The 17,963-nt window shown below is 44.5% G+C and carries 16 protein-coding genes; 11 read left to right on the top strand and 5 right to left on the bottom strand.

The window, feature by feature from the left end; all coding sequences use genetic code 11:
• Positions 1 to 68 precede the first annotated feature (68 nt).
• From PVA46_RS04370 to PVA46_RS04355, 4 genes are all read right to left on the bottom strand, one after another.
• Entirely contained in the window at positions 69 to 1,673 is a 1,605-nt protein-coding gene (locus PVA46_RS04370; protein ID WP_167695537.1) for an alpha-glucoside-specific PTS transporter subunit IIBC, read from the bottom strand.
• Between the two features lie 108 nt (positions 1,674 to 1,781).
• Positions 1,782 to 3,113 carry a 6-phospho-alpha-glucosidase gene (locus tag PVA46_RS04365; protein ID WP_167695536.1) on the bottom strand — a complete coding sequence of 444 codons (1,332 nt, stop codon included), beginning with the start codon at positions 3,111 to 3,113 and terminating at the stop codon, positions 1,782 to 1,784.
• 107 nt (positions 3,114 to 3,220) lie between these two features.
• Positions 3,221 to 4,024: a MurR/RpiR family transcriptional regulator gene (locus PVA46_RS04360; protein ID WP_167695535.1), complete on the bottom strand. Its 804-nt coding sequence runs from the start codon at positions 4,022 to 4,024 to the stop codon at positions 3,221 to 3,223.
• 51 nt (positions 4,025 to 4,075) lie between these two features.
• Positions 4,076 to 5,953 carry a BglG family transcription antiterminator gene (locus PVA46_RS04355; RefSeq protein ID WP_167695534.1) on the bottom strand — a complete coding sequence of 626 codons (1,878 nt, stop codon included), beginning with the start codon at positions 5,951 to 5,953 and terminating at the stop codon, positions 4,076 to 4,078.
• 217 nt (positions 5,954 to 6,170) lie between these two features.
• Here PVA46_RS04355 and PVA46_RS04350 point away from each other — a divergent pair, with 217 nt between their 5' ends.
• The 11 genes from PVA46_RS04350 (at position 6,171) to PVA46_RS04300 (ending at position 16,672) form a co-directional block, all read left to right on the top strand.
• Positions 6,171 to 6,611: a PTS sugar transporter subunit IIA gene (locus tag PVA46_RS04350; protein WP_167695533.1), complete on the top strand. Its 441-nt coding sequence runs from the start codon at positions 6,171 to 6,173 to the stop codon at positions 6,609 to 6,611.
• Positions 6,612 to 6,656: 45 nt separating this feature from the next.
• Positions 6,657 to 7,439: a glucosamine-6-phosphate deaminase gene (gene nagB, locus PVA46_RS04345; RefSeq protein WP_167695532.1), complete on the top strand. Its 783-nt coding sequence runs from the start codon at positions 6,657 to 6,659 to the stop codon at positions 7,437 to 7,439.
• Positions 7,440 to 7,601: 162 nt separating this feature from the next.
• Positions 7,602 to 9,566 (top strand): BglG family transcription antiterminator, encoded by a 1,965-nt coding sequence (locus PVA46_RS04340; RefSeq protein ID WP_167695531.1) that lies wholly within the window; start codon positions 7,602 to 7,604, stop codon positions 9,564 to 9,566.
• A complete protein-coding gene (locus PVA46_RS04335) occupies positions 9,559 to 9,846 on the top strand; it encodes a PTS sugar transporter subunit IIB (protein ID WP_167695530.1) in 288 nt (95 codons plus the stop codon). The genes PVA46_RS04340 and PVA46_RS04335 overlap by 8 nt, the downstream gene beginning before the upstream one ends.
• Before the next feature lies 1 nt (position 9,847).
• Positions 9,848 to 11,182 carry a PTS ascorbate transporter subunit IIC gene (locus PVA46_RS04330; protein WP_167695529.1) on the top strand — a complete coding sequence of 445 codons (1,335 nt, stop codon included), beginning with the start codon at positions 9,848 to 9,850 and terminating at the stop codon, positions 11,180 to 11,182.
• Between the two features lie 35 nt (positions 11,183 to 11,217).
• Positions 11,218 to 11,505: a PTS sugar transporter subunit IIB gene (locus PVA46_RS04325; RefSeq protein WP_167695528.1), complete on the top strand. Its 288-nt coding sequence runs from the start codon at positions 11,218 to 11,220 to the stop codon at positions 11,503 to 11,505.
• Positions 11,506 to 12,765 (top strand): PTS ascorbate transporter subunit IIC, encoded by a 1,260-nt coding sequence (locus PVA46_RS04320; RefSeq protein ID WP_212603847.1) that lies wholly within the window; start codon positions 11,506 to 11,508, stop codon positions 12,763 to 12,765.
• Positions 12,765 to 13,499 carry a sugar isomerase domain-containing protein gene (locus PVA46_RS04315; protein ID WP_167695527.1) on the top strand — a complete coding sequence of 245 codons (735 nt, stop codon included), beginning with the start codon at positions 12,765 to 12,767 and terminating at the stop codon, positions 13,497 to 13,499. Before PVA46_RS04320 ends, PVA46_RS04315 begins: the two co-directional genes overlap by 1 nt.
• Before the next feature lie 28 nt (positions 13,500 to 13,527).
• Complete coding sequence (locus PVA46_RS04310) at positions 13,528 to 14,925, top strand: PTS mannitol transporter subunit IIBC (protein ID WP_167695526.1); 1,398 nt, start codon at positions 13,528 to 13,530, stop codon at positions 14,923 to 14,925.
• Positions 14,926 to 14,929: 4 nt separating this feature from the next.
• Entirely contained in the window at positions 14,930 to 16,123 is a 1,194-nt protein-coding gene (locus tag PVA46_RS04305) for a mannitol-1-phosphate 5-dehydrogenase (protein WP_167695525.1), read from the top strand.
• 45 nt (positions 16,124 to 16,168) lie between these two features.
• The gene (locus PVA46_RS04300; protein WP_167695524.1) at positions 16,169 to 16,672 is read left to right on the top strand and encodes a lactoylglutathione lyase family protein; all 504 of its coding nucleotides are present in this window, start codon (positions 16,169 to 16,171) and stop codon (positions 16,670 to 16,672) included.
• Positions 16,673 to 16,695: 23 nt separating this feature from the next.
• On the opposite strand, the gene PVA46_RS04295 is transcribed toward PVA46_RS04300, so the two are convergent.
• On the bottom strand, positions 16,696 to 17,853 hold the full coding sequence (locus PVA46_RS04295) for a cation:proton antiporter domain-containing protein (RefSeq protein ID WP_167695523.1): 1,158 nt from the start codon (positions 17,851 to 17,853) through the stop codon (positions 16,696 to 16,698).
• Between the last annotated feature and the right edge of the window lie 110 nt (positions 17,854 to 17,963).

The following is a 17,963-nucleotide window of genomic DNA, read 5'->3' as shown; positions in this document are numbered from 1 at the left end:
TTTATCTTTTTGTCAAGGAGAATATTCCTAAAAAAAGAGCTAGGGATGTTGCCTAGCTCTCAGAAACGTTATTGTAAAAGTTGATCCAAAGAGGCACGTACGTTAGGCACGGTGGGACCTATGATGATTTGATAATTTTTATCTTGTGTCATGAGACCCATAGCTCCAACCTCTTTAAAGGCCTCTTGGGGAGCAACGATGTTACTATCGATGACTGTGATGCGTAGCCGTGTGGCGCAGTTGGTGGCATTCGCGATATTCTCTTTTCCTCCCAAAAGATCGAGATAGGCGATGGCTTGTTGCATGTATTTGTCGGTTGCTAGGGTAGCATTTTGCTTATTGTGCGCTTGTTGTGCTTTGTAGTCTTCTTTACGATAGAGTTTTGTTTCACCAACAATCTCGCGCCCAGGTGTGGTTAAATTGAACCTAAGGATAAGTGTTCTGAAGACTACGGTGTATAGTGCGATCCAGCCAAGTCCAATGCCGATATGCATGAGTACCGCAGCGGTATGTTTGGGGAGCATGGGTACCCAGAAGGTCGCCATTGCTTCGATAGCACCACTACTGGGTAAGACGATACCGATTGCATAATAGAGTGAGGTCATTGTTGCAGAGAGCAGGGCGTGAATGACGAAGAGAAAGGGTGCAACAAATAAGAAAGTGAATTCGATAGGCTCGGTGATACCGGTCAAAAAGGATGTGAGCGCCGCGGGAATAATTAAGCCCAATGTCTTAGTGCGATTCTCTGGCTTGGCGGTAAGATAAAAGGCAATGGCTGCCCCAGGTAGACCAAAAATTTTTGTACTACCATGCATCAAGAAGCCAGCAGAAGGGATAAGTTCGCGGAGATTTCCTGGAGTTTGAGCGAGGTAGGGAATATTTTTAATCCAGTTGGCTAAAGCGCCACCCTCCACTACAGCATCGCCATTAACAAAAGGAATGTAGATAAAGTGATGGAGTCCTGTCGGAATCAGGATGCGTTCTAAGAAGGTGTAGAGCCAAATGCCAAAGGTTCCGCTATGAATGAAGAAGTTTTGCATGCTAGCGATAGCACTTTGAATATTGGGCCAAATCAAAACTGTCACTCCAGCTAAAGGAATCATCGTAAGCATAGCGATGAAGCCTACAAGCGCCATCCCTTGAAAGAAGGAGAGGGCTTCGGGTAGTGGTTTATTGAAGAATTTGTTGTGAATCATTGTGGTGATGTAGCCTACCATCATGCCACCGATAATACTCATATCTAATGTTTTTACGGATGCAATCACAGTTAATCCACTTGTTCCGCCAACCTCTTGCGTAAAGTCGATGCCCAATGATGCTCCCCATAAGGTTAGGATGGCATTAATCGCATAATGAAAACTCATGAGGGTTACTAGCGTAACGATTACGGCGCGTTCGGGTGCTTGTTTTGCCATGGTGGCGGGAAATCCCAGTGCAAAGATGATGGGCATTTGTCGAAAAATCGTCCAAGCGGCCTCTTCTACTAAAAATAAGAATGCTTGTAAGCTTTCTGCCATGGCTAAGGGACCTACTAAGCTAGGATTTTTGAAAATTTGAATCACAGCAAGTAGTAATCCAACCAATGGTAGTAATGCAACAGGCACAAACATAGCTGCACCAAAACGTTGCATTGCCTCGAATAATTTTGTTTTAAGGGGTGAAGAGTGTTGCATATAAATGCTCCTTTTAATTACGATAAAAAGAATCAAGAAGCCATCGCCTTAACGCTAAGTAGTGGGGGTTAAGGTGCTCTTAAAGCGATGACTTATGTGGCTATGAACTTACTTGAGTGCGGGCCAGTACTCTTTATTTGCTGTAATGAGATCGTCTAAAATAGCCTTGGCAACGTCAGCACTGGGTACGGTTTTAGACATCGTAATAGCTTGCCAGAGTTTGAGGTAAGAGCCTTCGATCCAAGCATCTACGGTGAGCTTTTCTACCGCAACTTGTTGCTCCATGAGACCTTTCTGAAAGGTGGGAATGGCGCCAACATGGAGTGGTTCATAGCCATTAGCGCCGAGAAGACAAGGGATCTCGACCATGGCATCCCAAGTAAAGTTTGAGATATTCCCCCGATTTTCGACGATCAATAACATGCGCTCTTTGGTATTGTATGCGATAGCTCTTGCGAGATCGATAATATAAGAGGCGTGTGCGCCAATTTCAAAATGCGTATCTTTTGCATGACCTTGGGCAACTAATCGTTGGCATTCGTCAAAGACACGTTTTTCTCGTCCTTCCATCACCTCGTTGGCACGTGTGTGATGCGGATTACTGTGTGCAACCACGCGATCGGGATAGAAATAATACTTAAGATAGGTGTTGGGGAGTGTCGTGGGATCGAGGGTAGCAACATCTTTTACCATCTCGAAAGTTTCGCGCCAAGAGGCATCAAGATGCGGATCACTGGCTAATTGCGGGGAGAGATAGCCGTGTTTTTTGGTATACTCCTGAATTTCAGGCATGAGATCCTTGCCTTCTTGATCTCGAATGGATGTCCACCAGCCAAAGTGATTAAGACCATAATAGCGAATGTCGAGCTCTTTGCGTGATGGTAAGCCTAAGATAGCCGCGAAATTTTCTTCAATACCAATGGGCATATCACAAATATTAATCACCTTGGATGTCGGGCAGAGTCGACGTGTAGCCTCGGCAACAATTGCTGCCGGATTTGAGTAGTTGAGCATCCAGGCATTGGGCGAATATTGTTCCATATACTTGATGAGTTCGACCACTCCGCCAATGGATCGCATGCCATAGGCGATACCACCAGGGCCACAGGTCTCTTGTCCGACTACGCCATGTTTAAGCGGAATTTTTTCATCTTGCTCACGCATTGCATACTTACCCACGCGAATGTGTGCCATAACAAAATCGATGTTGCTAAATGCCTCTTTAGGATCGGTGGTGTAGCTAAACATGACTTCTGGGGCACGTTCTTTTACGAGTAGGGCGCACGCTTCGCCCACAATCGCTTGACGTTTTGCGTCATTGTCGTAAAGCTTGAGTTCCTTGAGCGGGAGATCAGCTTGTCTCTCTAACAGCAGTAGGACAATTTCGGGAGTAAAGGTACTTCCGCCACCGGCAATAAGAATAGACTGTTTTTGTAACATATAAAAACTCCTTGTTTGTTGATATATGTTCAGTCTATCATGAGAAAGAGGAGATCGATTAATCGATGAAAAAAATGTTTATAGTGCGTGATTTTTTGAAATTTTTTTCAAGATTTGTTCAATGCTAGAATTAAAAATTCACAAAAGAAGATCATCTTCAATTGAAAGAGTGAGGTTAGGTCAGGGCTGATACGTTGGGTGTAGTCGGCAATGGTAACAATTTTGTCGGTGTATTGGCATAGCAATCCTTTAGGATTTGTGGTGATCATAATGTTTGGTAGTTGGGCGCGTTGGATATCCTGCATGCGACGCTCCAAGACGGGAGTTTGTGCCGATTTGGATATTGTGATGACCAAGCTGTGGAATTTAAGAAGCTGTTGGAATGATTCGTCTGGCATGATAGTGTCGACACAGTTGCAGTACTTGCCCAATTGCTGGAGTTGATAAGCCAGCGACTGCGCAATGATCGCAGAGAAGCCCGTTGCGAGAATCACAATATGCTGTGCCGACCTTAGCGATGTTATTAGATACTCCAGACTGGCGAGATCTACATGATGAATAAAGTGTTGAAGTTGTTGACTAGAGAAGCGATAGAGTTGATGTAAATCTTGCTGTAGGGAAGCGTTTGCGGCGCTGGGCAGGATGGATTGCTGGATCTCTTGGTAGATCTGGTTTAAGGTGAGCTTGAGTTCAGCATAGCCACTAAAGCCCAGCGTATTGATGAGTCTCGCGATGGCAGAGATGGATGTATCTGCTTGGTTTGCAAGCTTTTGCATAGTGAAGTGCTTGTTCATAGCTTGTGGAATCAGTTGAAAAATAATCTCTTCCTCCACTACAGATAAGGTGGCTTGCGTGCGCCTTTCGAGCTCTTGCACGGTGAGTAAAATGAGATTTTCTTGAATATTCCGCATACTATGCTCCTATTAGAGTAGTATACGATGGATTTGACGAATGTGCAAGCTTTACGCGTGGGAGGTAAAAAGCTCTTTAATGATTTTGATGGGGTGAGGCTGACGCAGAAGGTCATAAATTTCGCGTAGTACTTGTGGCGTTTGGCGTTGATCTTCGGGGCATAGGCAGATTAGGAGGAGGTTGCGGACAACGTGATGATGCCATTGGATTGCCTTTTCTCCTAGGTAGATGGTTAGTGAGCTACGTCGAACATAGTGGGGTGGGAGTTGAAGGACGACCCAGTCGTGATTGGTGTCGACTTTTTGAAAATTGTCGGTGAGAGTGATCTCTTCTTGGAGATTGATTGTGGTAAAGTGATATTGTAGTAGGGCGCGAGCCACAAGCGCAAAGATTTTAGGTTTGGTGTGTAGGCGGGATTCGCTAAAGAAGAGATTTTTATGGATAAGTTGTGGGATGAGTGTAAATTGAGGTAGAGGCAGGGTTGTTGGCATGTTTTGAGGTGGATGGTGGCAGTAACAAAGGTATTTCTGGAGGAGATTTTCTTGAGCTTGGTGGGTGAGTTTAGGGGTGATGAGGTGATAGGAATCATGGATGGGCAGGGGGTAGGTGGAGATGAGGAAGCATGATTCTTTTTGTGTAGAGGATAAGAGATCGATGGCGGGGAGATCTTCTAGGTGCGCGCTGGCAGGGAGTATCGCGGTGAGCTCTTTTTTAAGGAGCAGGTGGGAGGGTTTGTCAAGGTTGCTTAGGAGATAGACCTTATGAGAGGTTGGTTTTTCTAGGGTGAGGATGAGATAGGCTAAGAAGGTGCAGGCACTAAGGGTGGTGTAGGGAAGATCGTGGTGGTGATGGTAGTAGGTGAGGGTGAGCAGGGCAATGTTGAGCATAAGACTATGATGCTGGAGCAGAATATTCGAGGTGTGAGGATCGACATCGATGGCAAGCTTGGCTTGGAGTTGAAAGAGCGTATAGGCACGGGTGAGTGCATTTTGCGTCTCTTTGGATGCAATGGTTGCATTATCTAGCGTGTGGGCGAGGAGCATGAGGATCTGGTACAGATGTCTTGATTGGGGTGGGCTAATGGTGGGGGCAGATGTGAGGTTAAGGGTAACTAACTGGGTGTAGAGAAAGCGCTTGTTATTATCGCTGTGCAGGTGTGGTGGGAGAATACGATTGAGTAGACACTCTAGCGGATGAGGCAGATAGAGTTGCATAATGGGTGGGAGGATGACACTGGTGGGGGATTCGTATAGAAAAATTAGAAAGATCACGGCCAAGCAGAGTTTGGCATGAGGGCTTTGCTGATGACGTGGTAGACTTTGGAGTAATTGATCGAGAGCTTTGAGCGCTTGATCCCGACAACCTTGGGGATAGAAGGCATGTAATTGGTTAAAGAGTTGTTGCGCGGTGGTGGGTGGTTGTGGAAGAATACGATTGATCTTTTGGATAAAGAGTAGATGGAGTTGGGCTTTGCCTAAAAAATTGTTAGAAATGTAGATCTTTTGTCGTACCAGTTGGATGTGTAGATTGGTGAAGGTGGTGAGATCGCCTAGGATCTTTTTGTAGTCGGCAAGGATCGATGTTTTAGCGACATTAAATTGTTGACTTAATTGCGTGACTGATGGACTCTCTTTATCCCTGATGAGCATGTGGAGGATCTTGATTTGTCGGTGTAGTGGAATGTTTTCTTTGATAATTTGATCGAGAAAAATCTCTTGATTGGATTGTTCTAAAAAGATGCCTTTACTGGGTTCTTTGTGTAAGGCGAATGTTTTTTGATCGAGTAAATGCTCTAGTTGCTCAAGGTAGTAAAAGATGCTTTTACTCGAGACGTTGAGGGCTTTTGCATAGAAATGCACGGGCTTGTAGGTTGACTCTTTGGCAAGAAGTCGAAAAAATTCAATGGCACGTTGATAGCTGTAAGACATAACGTATCTCCTTATATTATTAAATATTATATCCTAGGATACTTTCTTGTAAAGGCATAAAGTTGGGTCTAAATAGACAAAGTATCTCGCTAAGGATGAAGAAATGTTTTATTTTTTGTATATGCTAGGACAATAGTGGTTGCAATTTGTTGAAGAATGGCTTAAAATAGATTGAGGAGTAGATACTTCTTACTATGGACAAGAGGGGTAGACAAGGATGCTACAGAAATTCATCACTAAAGAGCGAATTCAAATTATCGAACAGGCAGCGGATTGGGTAGATGCCGTCAACATGGCAGGCGCGCCACTCCTTCAGCAGGGACTCATTATGCCATCTTATTTAGAGAACGTGATCCGTAACATCAATGAAAATGGCCCTTATATTATATTGAAAGAAGGTTTCGCCTTGCCTCATGCCCAAGCCGGTGAAGAAAATGTGAAAGAGACTTGCATGAGTTTACTGATTACACGTCAGGCGGTAAAATTTTCCGACGATCCTGCAGATGCGGTAAAAGTGATGATCTTATTAGCGTCGGTAGATGCCAATGCGCATATGGGGGCGATGGTCGACTTGGTGGAAAAGCTAGACGACGATGCGTGGCTTGAACAGCTAGGTGAGGCACAAAGCATCGATGAGGCTTATGCGTTACTGCGCTAATAAAAATAGGAAAATCACATAAATTTTATTTTTAAGGAGCAGAAGATGCAAGTTAAAATCAAAGCAGATGACAAAGCCGTAGGTACTTGGGTTGCCCAGTATATCGCCAAGCGCATTAACGACTTTAAGCCCACTGCCGATCGTCCTTTTGTCTTAGGACTAGCCACGGGTAGTACCCCCATCCCCACCTATCAGGCTCTTATTGAGCTACACAAGGCAGGTAAGGTGAGTTTTGCTCATGTGGTTACTTTTAATATGGATGAGTATGTGGGACTGCCTCAGTCGCACCCCGAGAGCTACTACTCGTTTATGTGGCGACACCTTTTTGATCATATCGATGTAAAGAAGGAGCAAGTGCATATTCTTAACGGTAATGCCAGCGACTTAGCCAAAGAGTGTGCCGATTACGAGCAGAAAATTCGAGACTTTGGCGGGATGGAGCTGATCATCGGAGGAATTGGTATTGATGGGCATATCGCCTTTAACGAACCGGGTTCGAGCCTCACTAGCCGTACGCGTAAGCAACCTCTTTTACACGAGACACGTGTTGCTAATAGTCGCTTTTTCGATAACGATATTAGCAAAGTTCCCACCCACGCACTTACCATGGGCGTTGCTACGGTAACCGATAGTCGGGAGGTATTGCTCTTGGTTACGGGACATAATAAGGCGGAAGCACTTGCCCGTATTGTCGAAGGAGCGGTAAGCCACTGGTGGACAGCTAGTGTCTTACAGATGCACAACCACGCATTGATTCTCTGCGATGAGTCGGCATGCGATCGTCTGCAAGTCGCAACTTACAAGTACTTTAAAGAGATTGACGTTTAATATTTCTCTTGATAAGATTTGTGAAAAGAGCACTTCTTCGGAGGTGCTCTTTCTGTTATTTTTGCACGGGACTTTTTCTTTGAAAAGGTTGACATAGGAGTGTCAAGTAGATTGCGCTTGCGTAAAATGTGATTGCCCGTTACAATGAAATTAGGTAAAGTGATGTTACATAAACGGCAAGCAGAAATCATTCAGAATCTCCTCTACGAAGGCATCTCGACGGTAACTTCACTGGCAAAGTTGATGCAGGTGAGTCGTCAGACGATTTATGAGGATCTCTATTGGATTGAGACTTGGCTTAAACAACGTAAAATGGGACGCGTGCAACGCAGTCGTAAGGGGCTTTCGATTGTAAAGGAGCAGAGCCACTCCACGCAGATGATTATTTTTGAGCTCTTTCATGATAAGAAGAGGCTCAATGCGACGCTTCCTAGAGAGCGTCAGGCGTTGCTTTTGGTCGAATTATTAATGAACAAATCTTTAACAATGGATAAGTTAGCACAACAATTGATGGTCAGTCGTACGACGCTGTTACATGACATCCAAGAGCTTCGGGCGATGCTTGCCGAGAGTGGGTTAGATTTAATTTATGATAAAATTCAGTATCGTTTTGTGGGTGATGAGTTAGCGATTCGTGCCTTTTGTATCCATTTTTTAGCGCCTTATACAGCACAATTACAGGCAATGCCTTTTTGGCAACCTTCTCACTATCAGGCTCTCTTTGCCGAGATTCAACAGAGTTCGGCGTTAGCGTTGGATGTGGCGTATTTAGCGCTTCATTTACAGTCGGTGCGGGTGGCCGGTGGCGAGTATGTGGCAAATCCATTGACGGCGCTGGAGTGGAGCGGATTGCTACCTTTGTATGAAAAAATCTCGACTTATTTTAATTTCACAGAAGAGGTTGAGTCTGTTTATGCTACGCTAGTGATTAGTAGCTTTTTTCGCTTTCCTGAGTCAACATTGCATCCCTCTTTAGCCATGCTTAAGGAGATGAGCCACAAGCTGGTAACGGCTTTTCGTACCATTTTCCAGCAAGAGTATCAAGATGAAGCACTTATCACGACCTTGAGCCAACATTTAAAGGCGACATTTTATCGCGATAAATTGGGAATTCTTTTAGAAAATCCGCTTTATGCCGAAATTAAAGAGCGTTATGCCCAGCCTTTTGCGTTGGTGAAATTGATCTTTGAGTCATATTTTTCACGCCCATATTTAATTGAACAGGAGTCGAGCTACCTTACCATTTTGCTCCTAAGTATGCAGGAAGATGTGCAATTGGAGGAGCGTCCTGCGCGCATTTTGGTCGTCTGTTACGAGGGCATTGCCATTGCCCAGCTGATTCGTCAACAGCTTTATGCCTTGGGTATAGGCGAGGGCATGGTGGTTTGTGGGAGCATCACGCCTTCTTCTTTGATGGATGAGGTCGATCTGATTCTCTCCACGAGTTCACTTTCGCTTACCACGCGTGCGCAACAATTGGTGGTCTCGCCGATCTTAACAGCACAACAGGTGAGCCGTATTTTGTCTCTTTTAGACTGGCAGATAGATTTTTTGCAAGATGGTAATCAATTTCAGCACTTTTTGCGAGGATTTCTGGGCGAGAAGGTCTACAGTGAGTGCATCGAGGCCTATATTAAGACCCATCATCTAGTTCCGATGCAGGATAGTCGAAACTATACGCTTAAAGCGCTCTTGCCGATAGAGCATATTCAGTATGTACCATCGGTATCTAACTGGGAAGAGGCGATTAGACTTGTTGCAGAGCCTCTTTTGGCACGAGAGATCATTCCCTTCGCCTACCTTGATGAAGCGATCAGGAATGTCCATAAGTATGGACCTTATATCGTGTTGAAAGAGGGCTTTGCACTACCTCATGCGAGCGTTAAAGTGGGCGGTGGCGAATTGGCGCTAAGTTTGTTGATTTTGGAAGAGCCGATTGCTTTCTCTCATGAAGATTTTGTGTGGGTTTTGTTGATGCTGGTTCCCAAAGATGAGGAGTCGCACTTGGTGGCAATTGCGGAATTTATTGACAAAATTGATCAGGATGATTGGTTTGGGGCGCTAAAAAAAGTGTCCTCAAGAGAAGAAATTTTACATTTAATCCAAAAGGAGGAGATAAATGAGTAAAAAAGTCAAAATTTTGACGGTATGCAGTAATGGGTTGGGGAGCTCCCTAATGCTCAAAGGCGTAGTGGAGGCGATTTTAGACGAACATGGTATTGCGCATGATGTAGAGCATTGTGATTATAATTTGGCAAAGAGCAAAGGTGCTGATTATATCATTACTGTAAAAGAGTTTACGAAACAAATGGAAGGATTACCTGTATTGGAAGTACGTAGTTTTATTAATCGTAAAAAGATCGAAGAAGATCTCGCCTCATGGTTGGAACAATTAAAAGGAGCATAAGATGCGTATTTTATTTTTATTACAGAGTATCTTGAGTGAACCCGCCTTGATTCTCGGCTTAGTGGCGATGATTGGTCTTATTGCTGGTAGAAAGTCGTGGGATAAAGTTCTGGTGGGAAGCATGGGACCGATTCTGGGCTATTTGATGTTAGGTGCTGGGGCAACCGTGATTGTGGAGAATATGGAAGCTTTGGGTCTAATGATCGAGAAAGGTTTTCATATTAAGGGCGTAGTGCCTAATAACGAGGCGATCGTTGCTACGGCGCAGAGCGTGCTAGGCATGGAAACCATGGCGATTTTAGTTGCAGGATTGGTTTTTAATCTCCTCATCGCACGGTTTACGCGTTACAAATATATCTTTTTAACGGGACATCATAGTTTTTTCATGGCAGCATTACTCTCTGCAGTGTTGGCAACGATTGGCTTGAGTGGCTTCCAGCTGATCCTTATTGGCGGATTTTTCCTTGGTGCTTGGAGCGCCATCTCGCCTGCGATTGGACAGAAGTATACCGAGTTGGCAACCGATGGTGATGGCATTGCGATGGGACACTTTGGTAGCTTAGGATATTATTTGTCGGCTTTTATTGGGGAGAAGATTGGCGATAAGAGTCAGAGTACGGAGAATTTAAAGATTTCTGAAAAGTTAGGATTTTTGCGCAATTCCACCCTCTCTACGGCGATTACCATGGTGGTTTTTTATAGTATTGCTGCGATGGTTGCAGGGTATGACTTTGTCTTGAGTTTATCTGGAGGGCAACATCCTGTGATTTTTGTCTTTTTGTCGGCATTGAAATTTGCCGTGGGCGTAGCAATCGTCTATAATGGCGTACGGATGATCGTGGCTGATCTTCTACCAGCGTTTCAGGGGATTAGTCAAAAGTTGATTCCTAATAGTGTGGCTGCTGTCGATTGCGCGGTCTTCTTTCCTTATGCCCCAACGGCAGTGATTATCGGGTTTGCCTTTAGCTTTTTAGGTGGAGTAATTGGCATGTTTATCTTAGGTGCAATGGGCTGGGTGTTGATTATTCCTGGATTGGTGCCACACTTTTTCTGTGGAGCTACGGCAGGAATTTACGGTAATGCTACGGGTGGTAAGCGTGGAGCTATGATTGGCGCGTTCGTTAATGGTTTACTGTTAGCCTTTTTACCTGCGATGCTACTCCCTGTTCTTGGTGCACTTGGCTTTGCTAATACTACCTTTGGCGATGTCGACTTCGCGGTGATTGGCATTCTTTTGGGACAAGTGGGACAACTACTAGGAACTGTAGGCATATATGGTTTGGTGGGTATTGTGTTGTTGATATTAATTACTCCTAATTTTATGCGTAGGAAGTGATTTTATGATTATATTTATCTTAACGGAGAAAGAAGATGAGTGAAAAGAGAAAAATTTTGGCCGTATGTGCCTTTGGCGTGGGATCTTCTATGGTATTGAAGATGCAATTAGAGAAGGCATTTAAGGCAAAAGGTATCGATGTAGATGTGGATAATACGGATCTCGCACAAGCTCCGAGCATGCAGGTAGATGCGATTTTTACCTCGCCACAATTTATTCCCGAGCTCGAGCCTAAGGTGACAGTGAAGGTTTTTGGCGTAGAGCAATTTATGAATGCCAAGCAGGTTGAAGCTGCGATTGATGCCTATTTAGGAGGCGCATAGATGCAACTCTTTGTGGAGCGATTGGTTAATGATATTTTTCGTCAGCCAGCTATTTTGTTGGGCTTAATAGCCATGCTTGGATTGCTTTTGCAACGCAAAAATTTTAGCGATGTCATTAAAGGTACCTTGCTTACTGCTATCGGTGTTAGCATTTTAACCTTTGGTACGGATATTATCGTCTCATCCATTTTACCGTTGCAGAGTGCATTTAGTAGCATTAGCACGCAGGGAAATGCGGTGGTAGATACCGTTGATGTGATTGCCGAATATGGTGGCAGCATTGGACTTGCGATGTTGATAGCTTTTATTATTAATGTTATCGTGGCACGTTTTACCCCGATTAAACATATCTTTTTAACTGGACACATGCTCTTTTGGATGCCTTATATTTTTGTAGCGGTTGCTGTAGAGAATGGTATGTCTGGCTGGTCGATTACGCTTTTTGCCGGCATGGCATCGGCGCTATACTTTGTGGTTATGCCGGCACTTTTGACCCCTTTTGTCTCCAAGGTTACCGGCGATCGTAGCTTTACGATTGGGCATCCTGCCGGATTTTTGGCGCTCATTGCCAGCTTGATCGCCAAAGTGGTGGGTAATCCCGCACGATCTACGGAGGATGTAAAAATTCCTGCATTTATGGGCTTTTTTAAGGAGATTGCTATTGCTGGAACGGTGGTACTCTTTTTGGTGTATACGGTGGTGGGTCTTTGGTTGGGGCGCGATGTGATGGGGGTTGAGGCTGGGCAGAGTCTATTTACCTTCAATTTTATGAATTCACTTAAATTTGGTGCGGGGCTTACCATTATGCTGTCGGGCGTTAGAATGATGATCCAACAAATTCTTCCCGCCTTTCAAGGAATTTCGGCAAAATTAGTGCCTAATTCGATTCCCGCACTCGATTGCCCGATTATCTTTAACTATCGCCCAAATGCTGTAATTATCGGCTTTATGGTTGCGATGGTTACTTCTACTATCGCTATTTTGGTCGTTAATAGTTTGGGGATTGTCTCCTTTTTGGTCTTACCTTTAGTTGTTACTTCCTTCTTTGAGTGTGGTACGGCAGCGGTTTTAGCCGAGGGTCAAGGTGGCTTACGTGGCGCAATTATTGGCACCTTTGTCGCCTCGTTGGTGATGGTTGGTTTGTTGATTCTTTCGATTCCTATTTTTGAGGGGACAATCGCTGCATGGATGATGATTTTCGGTGGTAACGACTTCTCCTTGTTTGGTTATATTGCAAATCTATTAGCAGGAGTATTTTAATGTTACGACACGATTATATCACAAAGTTGACATCGCTTTTGGCACAGGTCTCTACGGATGATACTATTGATGTAGCTGCGCAGATAATTGTGCAGGCAATTACGGAAAAACACTTGATTTATGCTTTTGGCGCGAGTCATGCGGGTATTCTAACTGAGGAGATGTTCTATCGAGCCGGTGGATTGGCCTTGATTAACCCTGTTTTTGATAAAAATCTCATGCTTGATGTAAAACCAGTAACTAAGACATCTGATATGGAAAATTTAGCAGGATTTGGAAAAATTATCGCGCAAAATGTCCCTTTTAAAGCGGGTGATGTGTTAATTGCACATTCAGTCTCGGGGCGTAATGCCGTGATGCTCGATTTGGTCTTATTTGCTAAAGAGCGTGGCGTGAAGGTGGTGGCGATTACAAACGTTGCTTACTCAAAAAGTGTTGCTTCACGACATGAAAGTCGTAAGCGTCTCTTTGAGATTGCCGATATTGTCATCGATAACCATGGGGAGATCGGCGATGCCTCTATGACTTTACCAGGTAGTGGGCATAAGGTTGCACCTACTTCTACGGTGGTCGGCGCGGCAATTGTCAACTCGCTATTATTGGCGATTGCTGAGCGTCTACCGCGCGAAAAAGATCGAGTTTTACCTATCTTTGCTAGCGCAAACATGGATGGTACGCGCGAACATAATAATCGTATTTTTAGTGACTATAAAGATCAAATTTTATATCAATAAGACTTTAATTATATAGGAGAGAATAGCTATGGATATGAAAGTTGGCGTGCAAAAATTTGGACGCTTTTTAAGTGGAATGGTAATGCCCAATATCGGAGCATTTATCGCGTGGGGTATCATTACGATGTTATTTATCCCTACAGGGTGGCTGCCTAATGCTCAGTTAGCGTCATTGGTTGATCCGATGGTGCAATACTTGCTCCCACTGTTGATTGGTTATACAGGTGGACAGATGGTTGCCGGCACGCGAGGAGGTGTGGTTGGTGGGATTGTTACATTGGGTGTAATTGTGGGTGCGTATCCCTCACCGATGTTTATGGGCGCAATGATTGCTGGACCTTTAGGTGGTTATGTGATTAAGCTTTTCGATAAGGCGATTGCCGGCAAGGTACGAGCTGGATTTGAGATGCTAATCAATAACTTTTCCTCGGGCATTATTGGTGCGCTCTTGGCGATTGTTGCCTATTACGTGATTGGTCCTGTCATGGATAATGTGGCGCATGCGCTCTCTGCTTTGGTGGCTAGTATCGTTAATATGGGGTTACTGCCTCTTGTTGCACTCGTGGTAGAGCCAGCTAAAATTCTCTTCTTAAACAATGCGCTGAATCATGGTGTTTTTACGCCTTTGGGTGCAGAGCAAGTGCGCGAGGTGGGTAAGTCAATCTTCTATCTTATCGAGACGAACCCAGGGCCTGGCTTAGGCGTACTCTTAGCCTATACTCTTTTTGGCAAGGGTGCCGCGAAAGCATCGGCTCCTGGGGCGATTATTATTCACTTTTTGGGAGGTATCCATGAGATCTACTTCCCTTATGTATTAATGATGCCTGCTCTCTTTTTGGCAGTGATTGCAGGTGGGGCTACGGGTATCTTTGTCAATGTTCTCTTTGATAGTGGACTAGTGGCGGTTGCCTCTCCTGGTAGTATCTTAGCGATTATGGCGGTAGCGGCAAAGGGTTCACATCTTGGTATTTTATTGTCGGTTACTGCAGCTACGGCGGTGAGTTTTGTGATTGCGATGCCGATTGTTAAGTTTAATTCTAAAGAGATGGGCGATGATGCCTTTACGCAAGCCCAAGCCCAAAAAGAGAGCATGAAGAGTACTGCTAAGACCGAGAAATCTGCAGAGAGTACGAGCATCAAAGCGATTAAAAAGATCATTGTTGCCTGCGATGCTGGTATGGGATCGAGTGCGGTGGGTGCTACGTTGTTAAAAAAGAAAATGGCTGCTGCCGAAGTTACGGGTATTGAGGTAACCAATAGTGCGATTGACGCTATCCCCATGGATGCGGATTTGGTGATTACGCAAGAGAATTTAGCACCACGTGCCGAAGCAAAGGTTGAGGGGCGAATTCCAGTACGTAGGCTCAATAACTTTATGAATCATGCGTTTTATGATCAGTTGATTAAAGAGCTAAAAGGAGAGTAGTGAGATGAAAAAAGCGTTACATTTTGGCGCAGGAAATATTGGGCGAGGATTTATTGGGAAAATCCTCTATGATGGTGGCTATCAAACCATCTTCGCCGATGTGAATGAAGAACTTATTACCGCGCTTCAGAAGGAAAAGACCTACTATGTGGAGATTGTGGGCGAATCGCGTCAACGGGTACGGGTGGACGGCGTATCGGGGATTCTCTCTCATCATGAAGAGGCTTTAATCGAACAGGGCTTAACGGTTAATCTTATCACTACGGCGGTAGGACCCAATATTTTACCTTACATTGCTCCTGCAATTGCCAAGATTATCGGGCATCGCGCCAAAAATAATCAAGAGGAATTTCTAACTGTTATCGCTTGTGAAAACATGATTCGTGCAACCGATGCTTTACGCGACGAAATTTTTTCACACCTTACTGATATCGAAATCAATTATGCCAAAGAGTGGGTTGCCTTCGCCAATAGTGCTGTCGATCGCATTGTTCCGCCAATGGAGCGTACAGCGAATCAGAGTACTTTAGATGTAATGGTAGAGGAATTCTTCGAGTGGGTGGTGGATAAAACGCAGTTAAAAGAGGATTTAGGGATCAGCGATATTGTCTATACCGACAACCTTGAGGCCTTTATCGAGCGCAAGCTCTTTACGTTGAATACTTCGCATGCGGTGACTGCGTATGCTGGGGCGCTTCTTGGTTTAGAGACAATTGCTCAGAGTATCAACGATGGAAGAATTCGTGCATTTGTGCAACAAGTTATGGCGGAGACGGGTGAAATTTTAATTCGTCGACACCAATTTGATCGAGCAAGTCATGAGGCGTATCAACAAAAAATTATGAAGCGTTTTGCGAATGTCTATTTAAAGGATAGTTGTCAACGTGTGGGGCGCGATGTGGCTCGTAAAATGGGCGCTAATGATCGCTTTTTTAAGCCGATTGGTTACGCCAAAGCGCTTGCAATTTCGTACTCTTCTTTATTGATCGGGGTGAGTTTTGCGCTCTCTTTTTCGGAAGAGGAAAGACCTTCGGTTTGGGCGAGCGTAAAGGAACCATCTGATGGATTAGAGCAGTGGTTCATGACGATTCATGGTGATGAAAAGATTCTTAGTAAAGATGACTATATTCAGTTGAGAACACTTTTAGATCATCCAGAGGCAAGTCTTAAGGGTTGCGTTACGCCTTGTATAAAGTAGGTAATTAGGGTATATTGATGGCATCTATTACACAACAAGGAGTAAATGATGGCTGTATACCCTAGAGCCTTCTCGCATATTGGGCTATCTGTGCCTGATATTGATAAGGCGTATCAATTTTATACCGAGGTGATGGGCTTTTACACGTTGATGAAGCCAACCAAGGTTTTGGAGGATGCCTCTACCGCGATTGGTCAGATGTGCATTGATGTCTTTGGTGAAAAATTCGATTACTTTCATATTGCCCACCTCTCCACCGTCGATGGCATTGGAATTGAGCTCTTTCAATTTCCGCAAAACAAAGAGGCGCGAGGCGAATTTCGTCCCTATCAAAATGGTGTATTTCACTTTTGTATTAAAGATCCCGATGTCGAGGGCTTGGCAAAGCGCATCGTCGAGGCAGGTGGCAAGCAACGCATGCCCATTCGCTACTACTATCCCGATAGCAAACCTTACGCAATGGTCTATATGGAAGATCCTTTTGGTAATATCATCGAGATCTACTCGCACTCCTATGAGCTCCATTATGGTAGTGGCGCTTACGAGTAAATAGGATCATTTTTAGATACTCTTTAAGATAGCAGTTTTTTCTCGCCCCACTCCATGAACATCGCACCCAAGGGCGCGGTGAGGAGGATGGCGAGGATTGCCATGGTTAAGATCAACTCTCCTGATGCGAGCCCTGCCTCTAGTGCCAGCGCGCCGATGGAGGCTTGTACTGTGGCTTTGGGTAGATATGATATAGCGCAAAAGAGCTTCTCTTTGGCGGAGAATTTGCTTCTGATTAATGCAACAAACACGCCAATAATACGCACCCCTAGTGCGAGAATAATCACGAAGAGCATGGGAGCTAGCTGTTGGTTGAGCATGTTCAAGTTCAGTTGTGCACCCACCAAGACAAAGAGCCAAATTTGGGCAAATTGCCAAAGCGTTGCAAAGGGTTGCTTAACAGCGATTTTGATGGCATGATCTAATTGAATAGCAAAGAAGATGACAGCAATTAAGCCCGAAAATGGCAGACGGATAAGCTCTTCCAGCGAACCAAGCAAGAGTGCGATCGCGATAATAATGAGTAAGCTTTGAGTGCGAATTTTAGCATATCTTTTATATAATATATTGAGTATTGTGGCAAGCCCGTAGCCTATCAAGAGTGCAAAGAGGATCGAGAGGAGTAGGGTGCTGCCTATTGCCAAGAGGGAGAGGGATTGTCCCAGTGCGATGGTGAGTAGCGCACTAAAGAGAATAATGACAAAGATATCATCGAGGCTAGCGGCGCTCATGATGAGCTTGGCGAGGTTGGATTTTTTGTTGTTGTGGATAAGGCGTAGCATATGCGGAACGATAATGGCTGGCGATACGGCGGCGATAACGGTACCCAAGAGTGCGGATTCGAGCAGAGATAGCCCCAAAAAGTGATGCGCTAAAAAGAGATAAGCACCAATTTCAAAGAGGGCGGGGAGCAACGTTAGCTTGAGGGTGGTAGCACCTAAAGCTTTAAGATCGCGCAATTCAAGGTCTAATCCCACCCGCAAAAGGATAATAAGAAGCGCAAATTTACGTAAAGCTGGACTGATCTGTAGTAACTCGTTGGGTAAAAGATTGGGCAACAGCTGGGCTATCAAAATGCCACTTACCAATAATACGAGTACTGCCGGTAACTTGAACTTCTGGCTTAGTAGCAAAGCTATCGCCCCAATCAAAAAGATTCCGCCCAAACTAAATAGTAGCATCGTTTGCCCCTTCTTAACAGATTTATCAACATTATAGCAGAAAGTAATGGATATGGGTAGCGTTTATCTATTATTATAATTTGTTTAATAATTAAGTAATTTGTATTGAA

It is taken from the genome of Entomospira culicis (assembly GCF_028748145.1).
In the GTDB taxonomy this organism is placed as follows: Bacteria; Spirochaetota; Spirochaetia; order WRBN01; family WRBN01; genus Entomospira; species Entomospira culicis.
The sequence above is the reverse complement of the archived record's forward strand: the minus strand, read 5'-3'. Positions and strand labels throughout refer to the sequence as shown.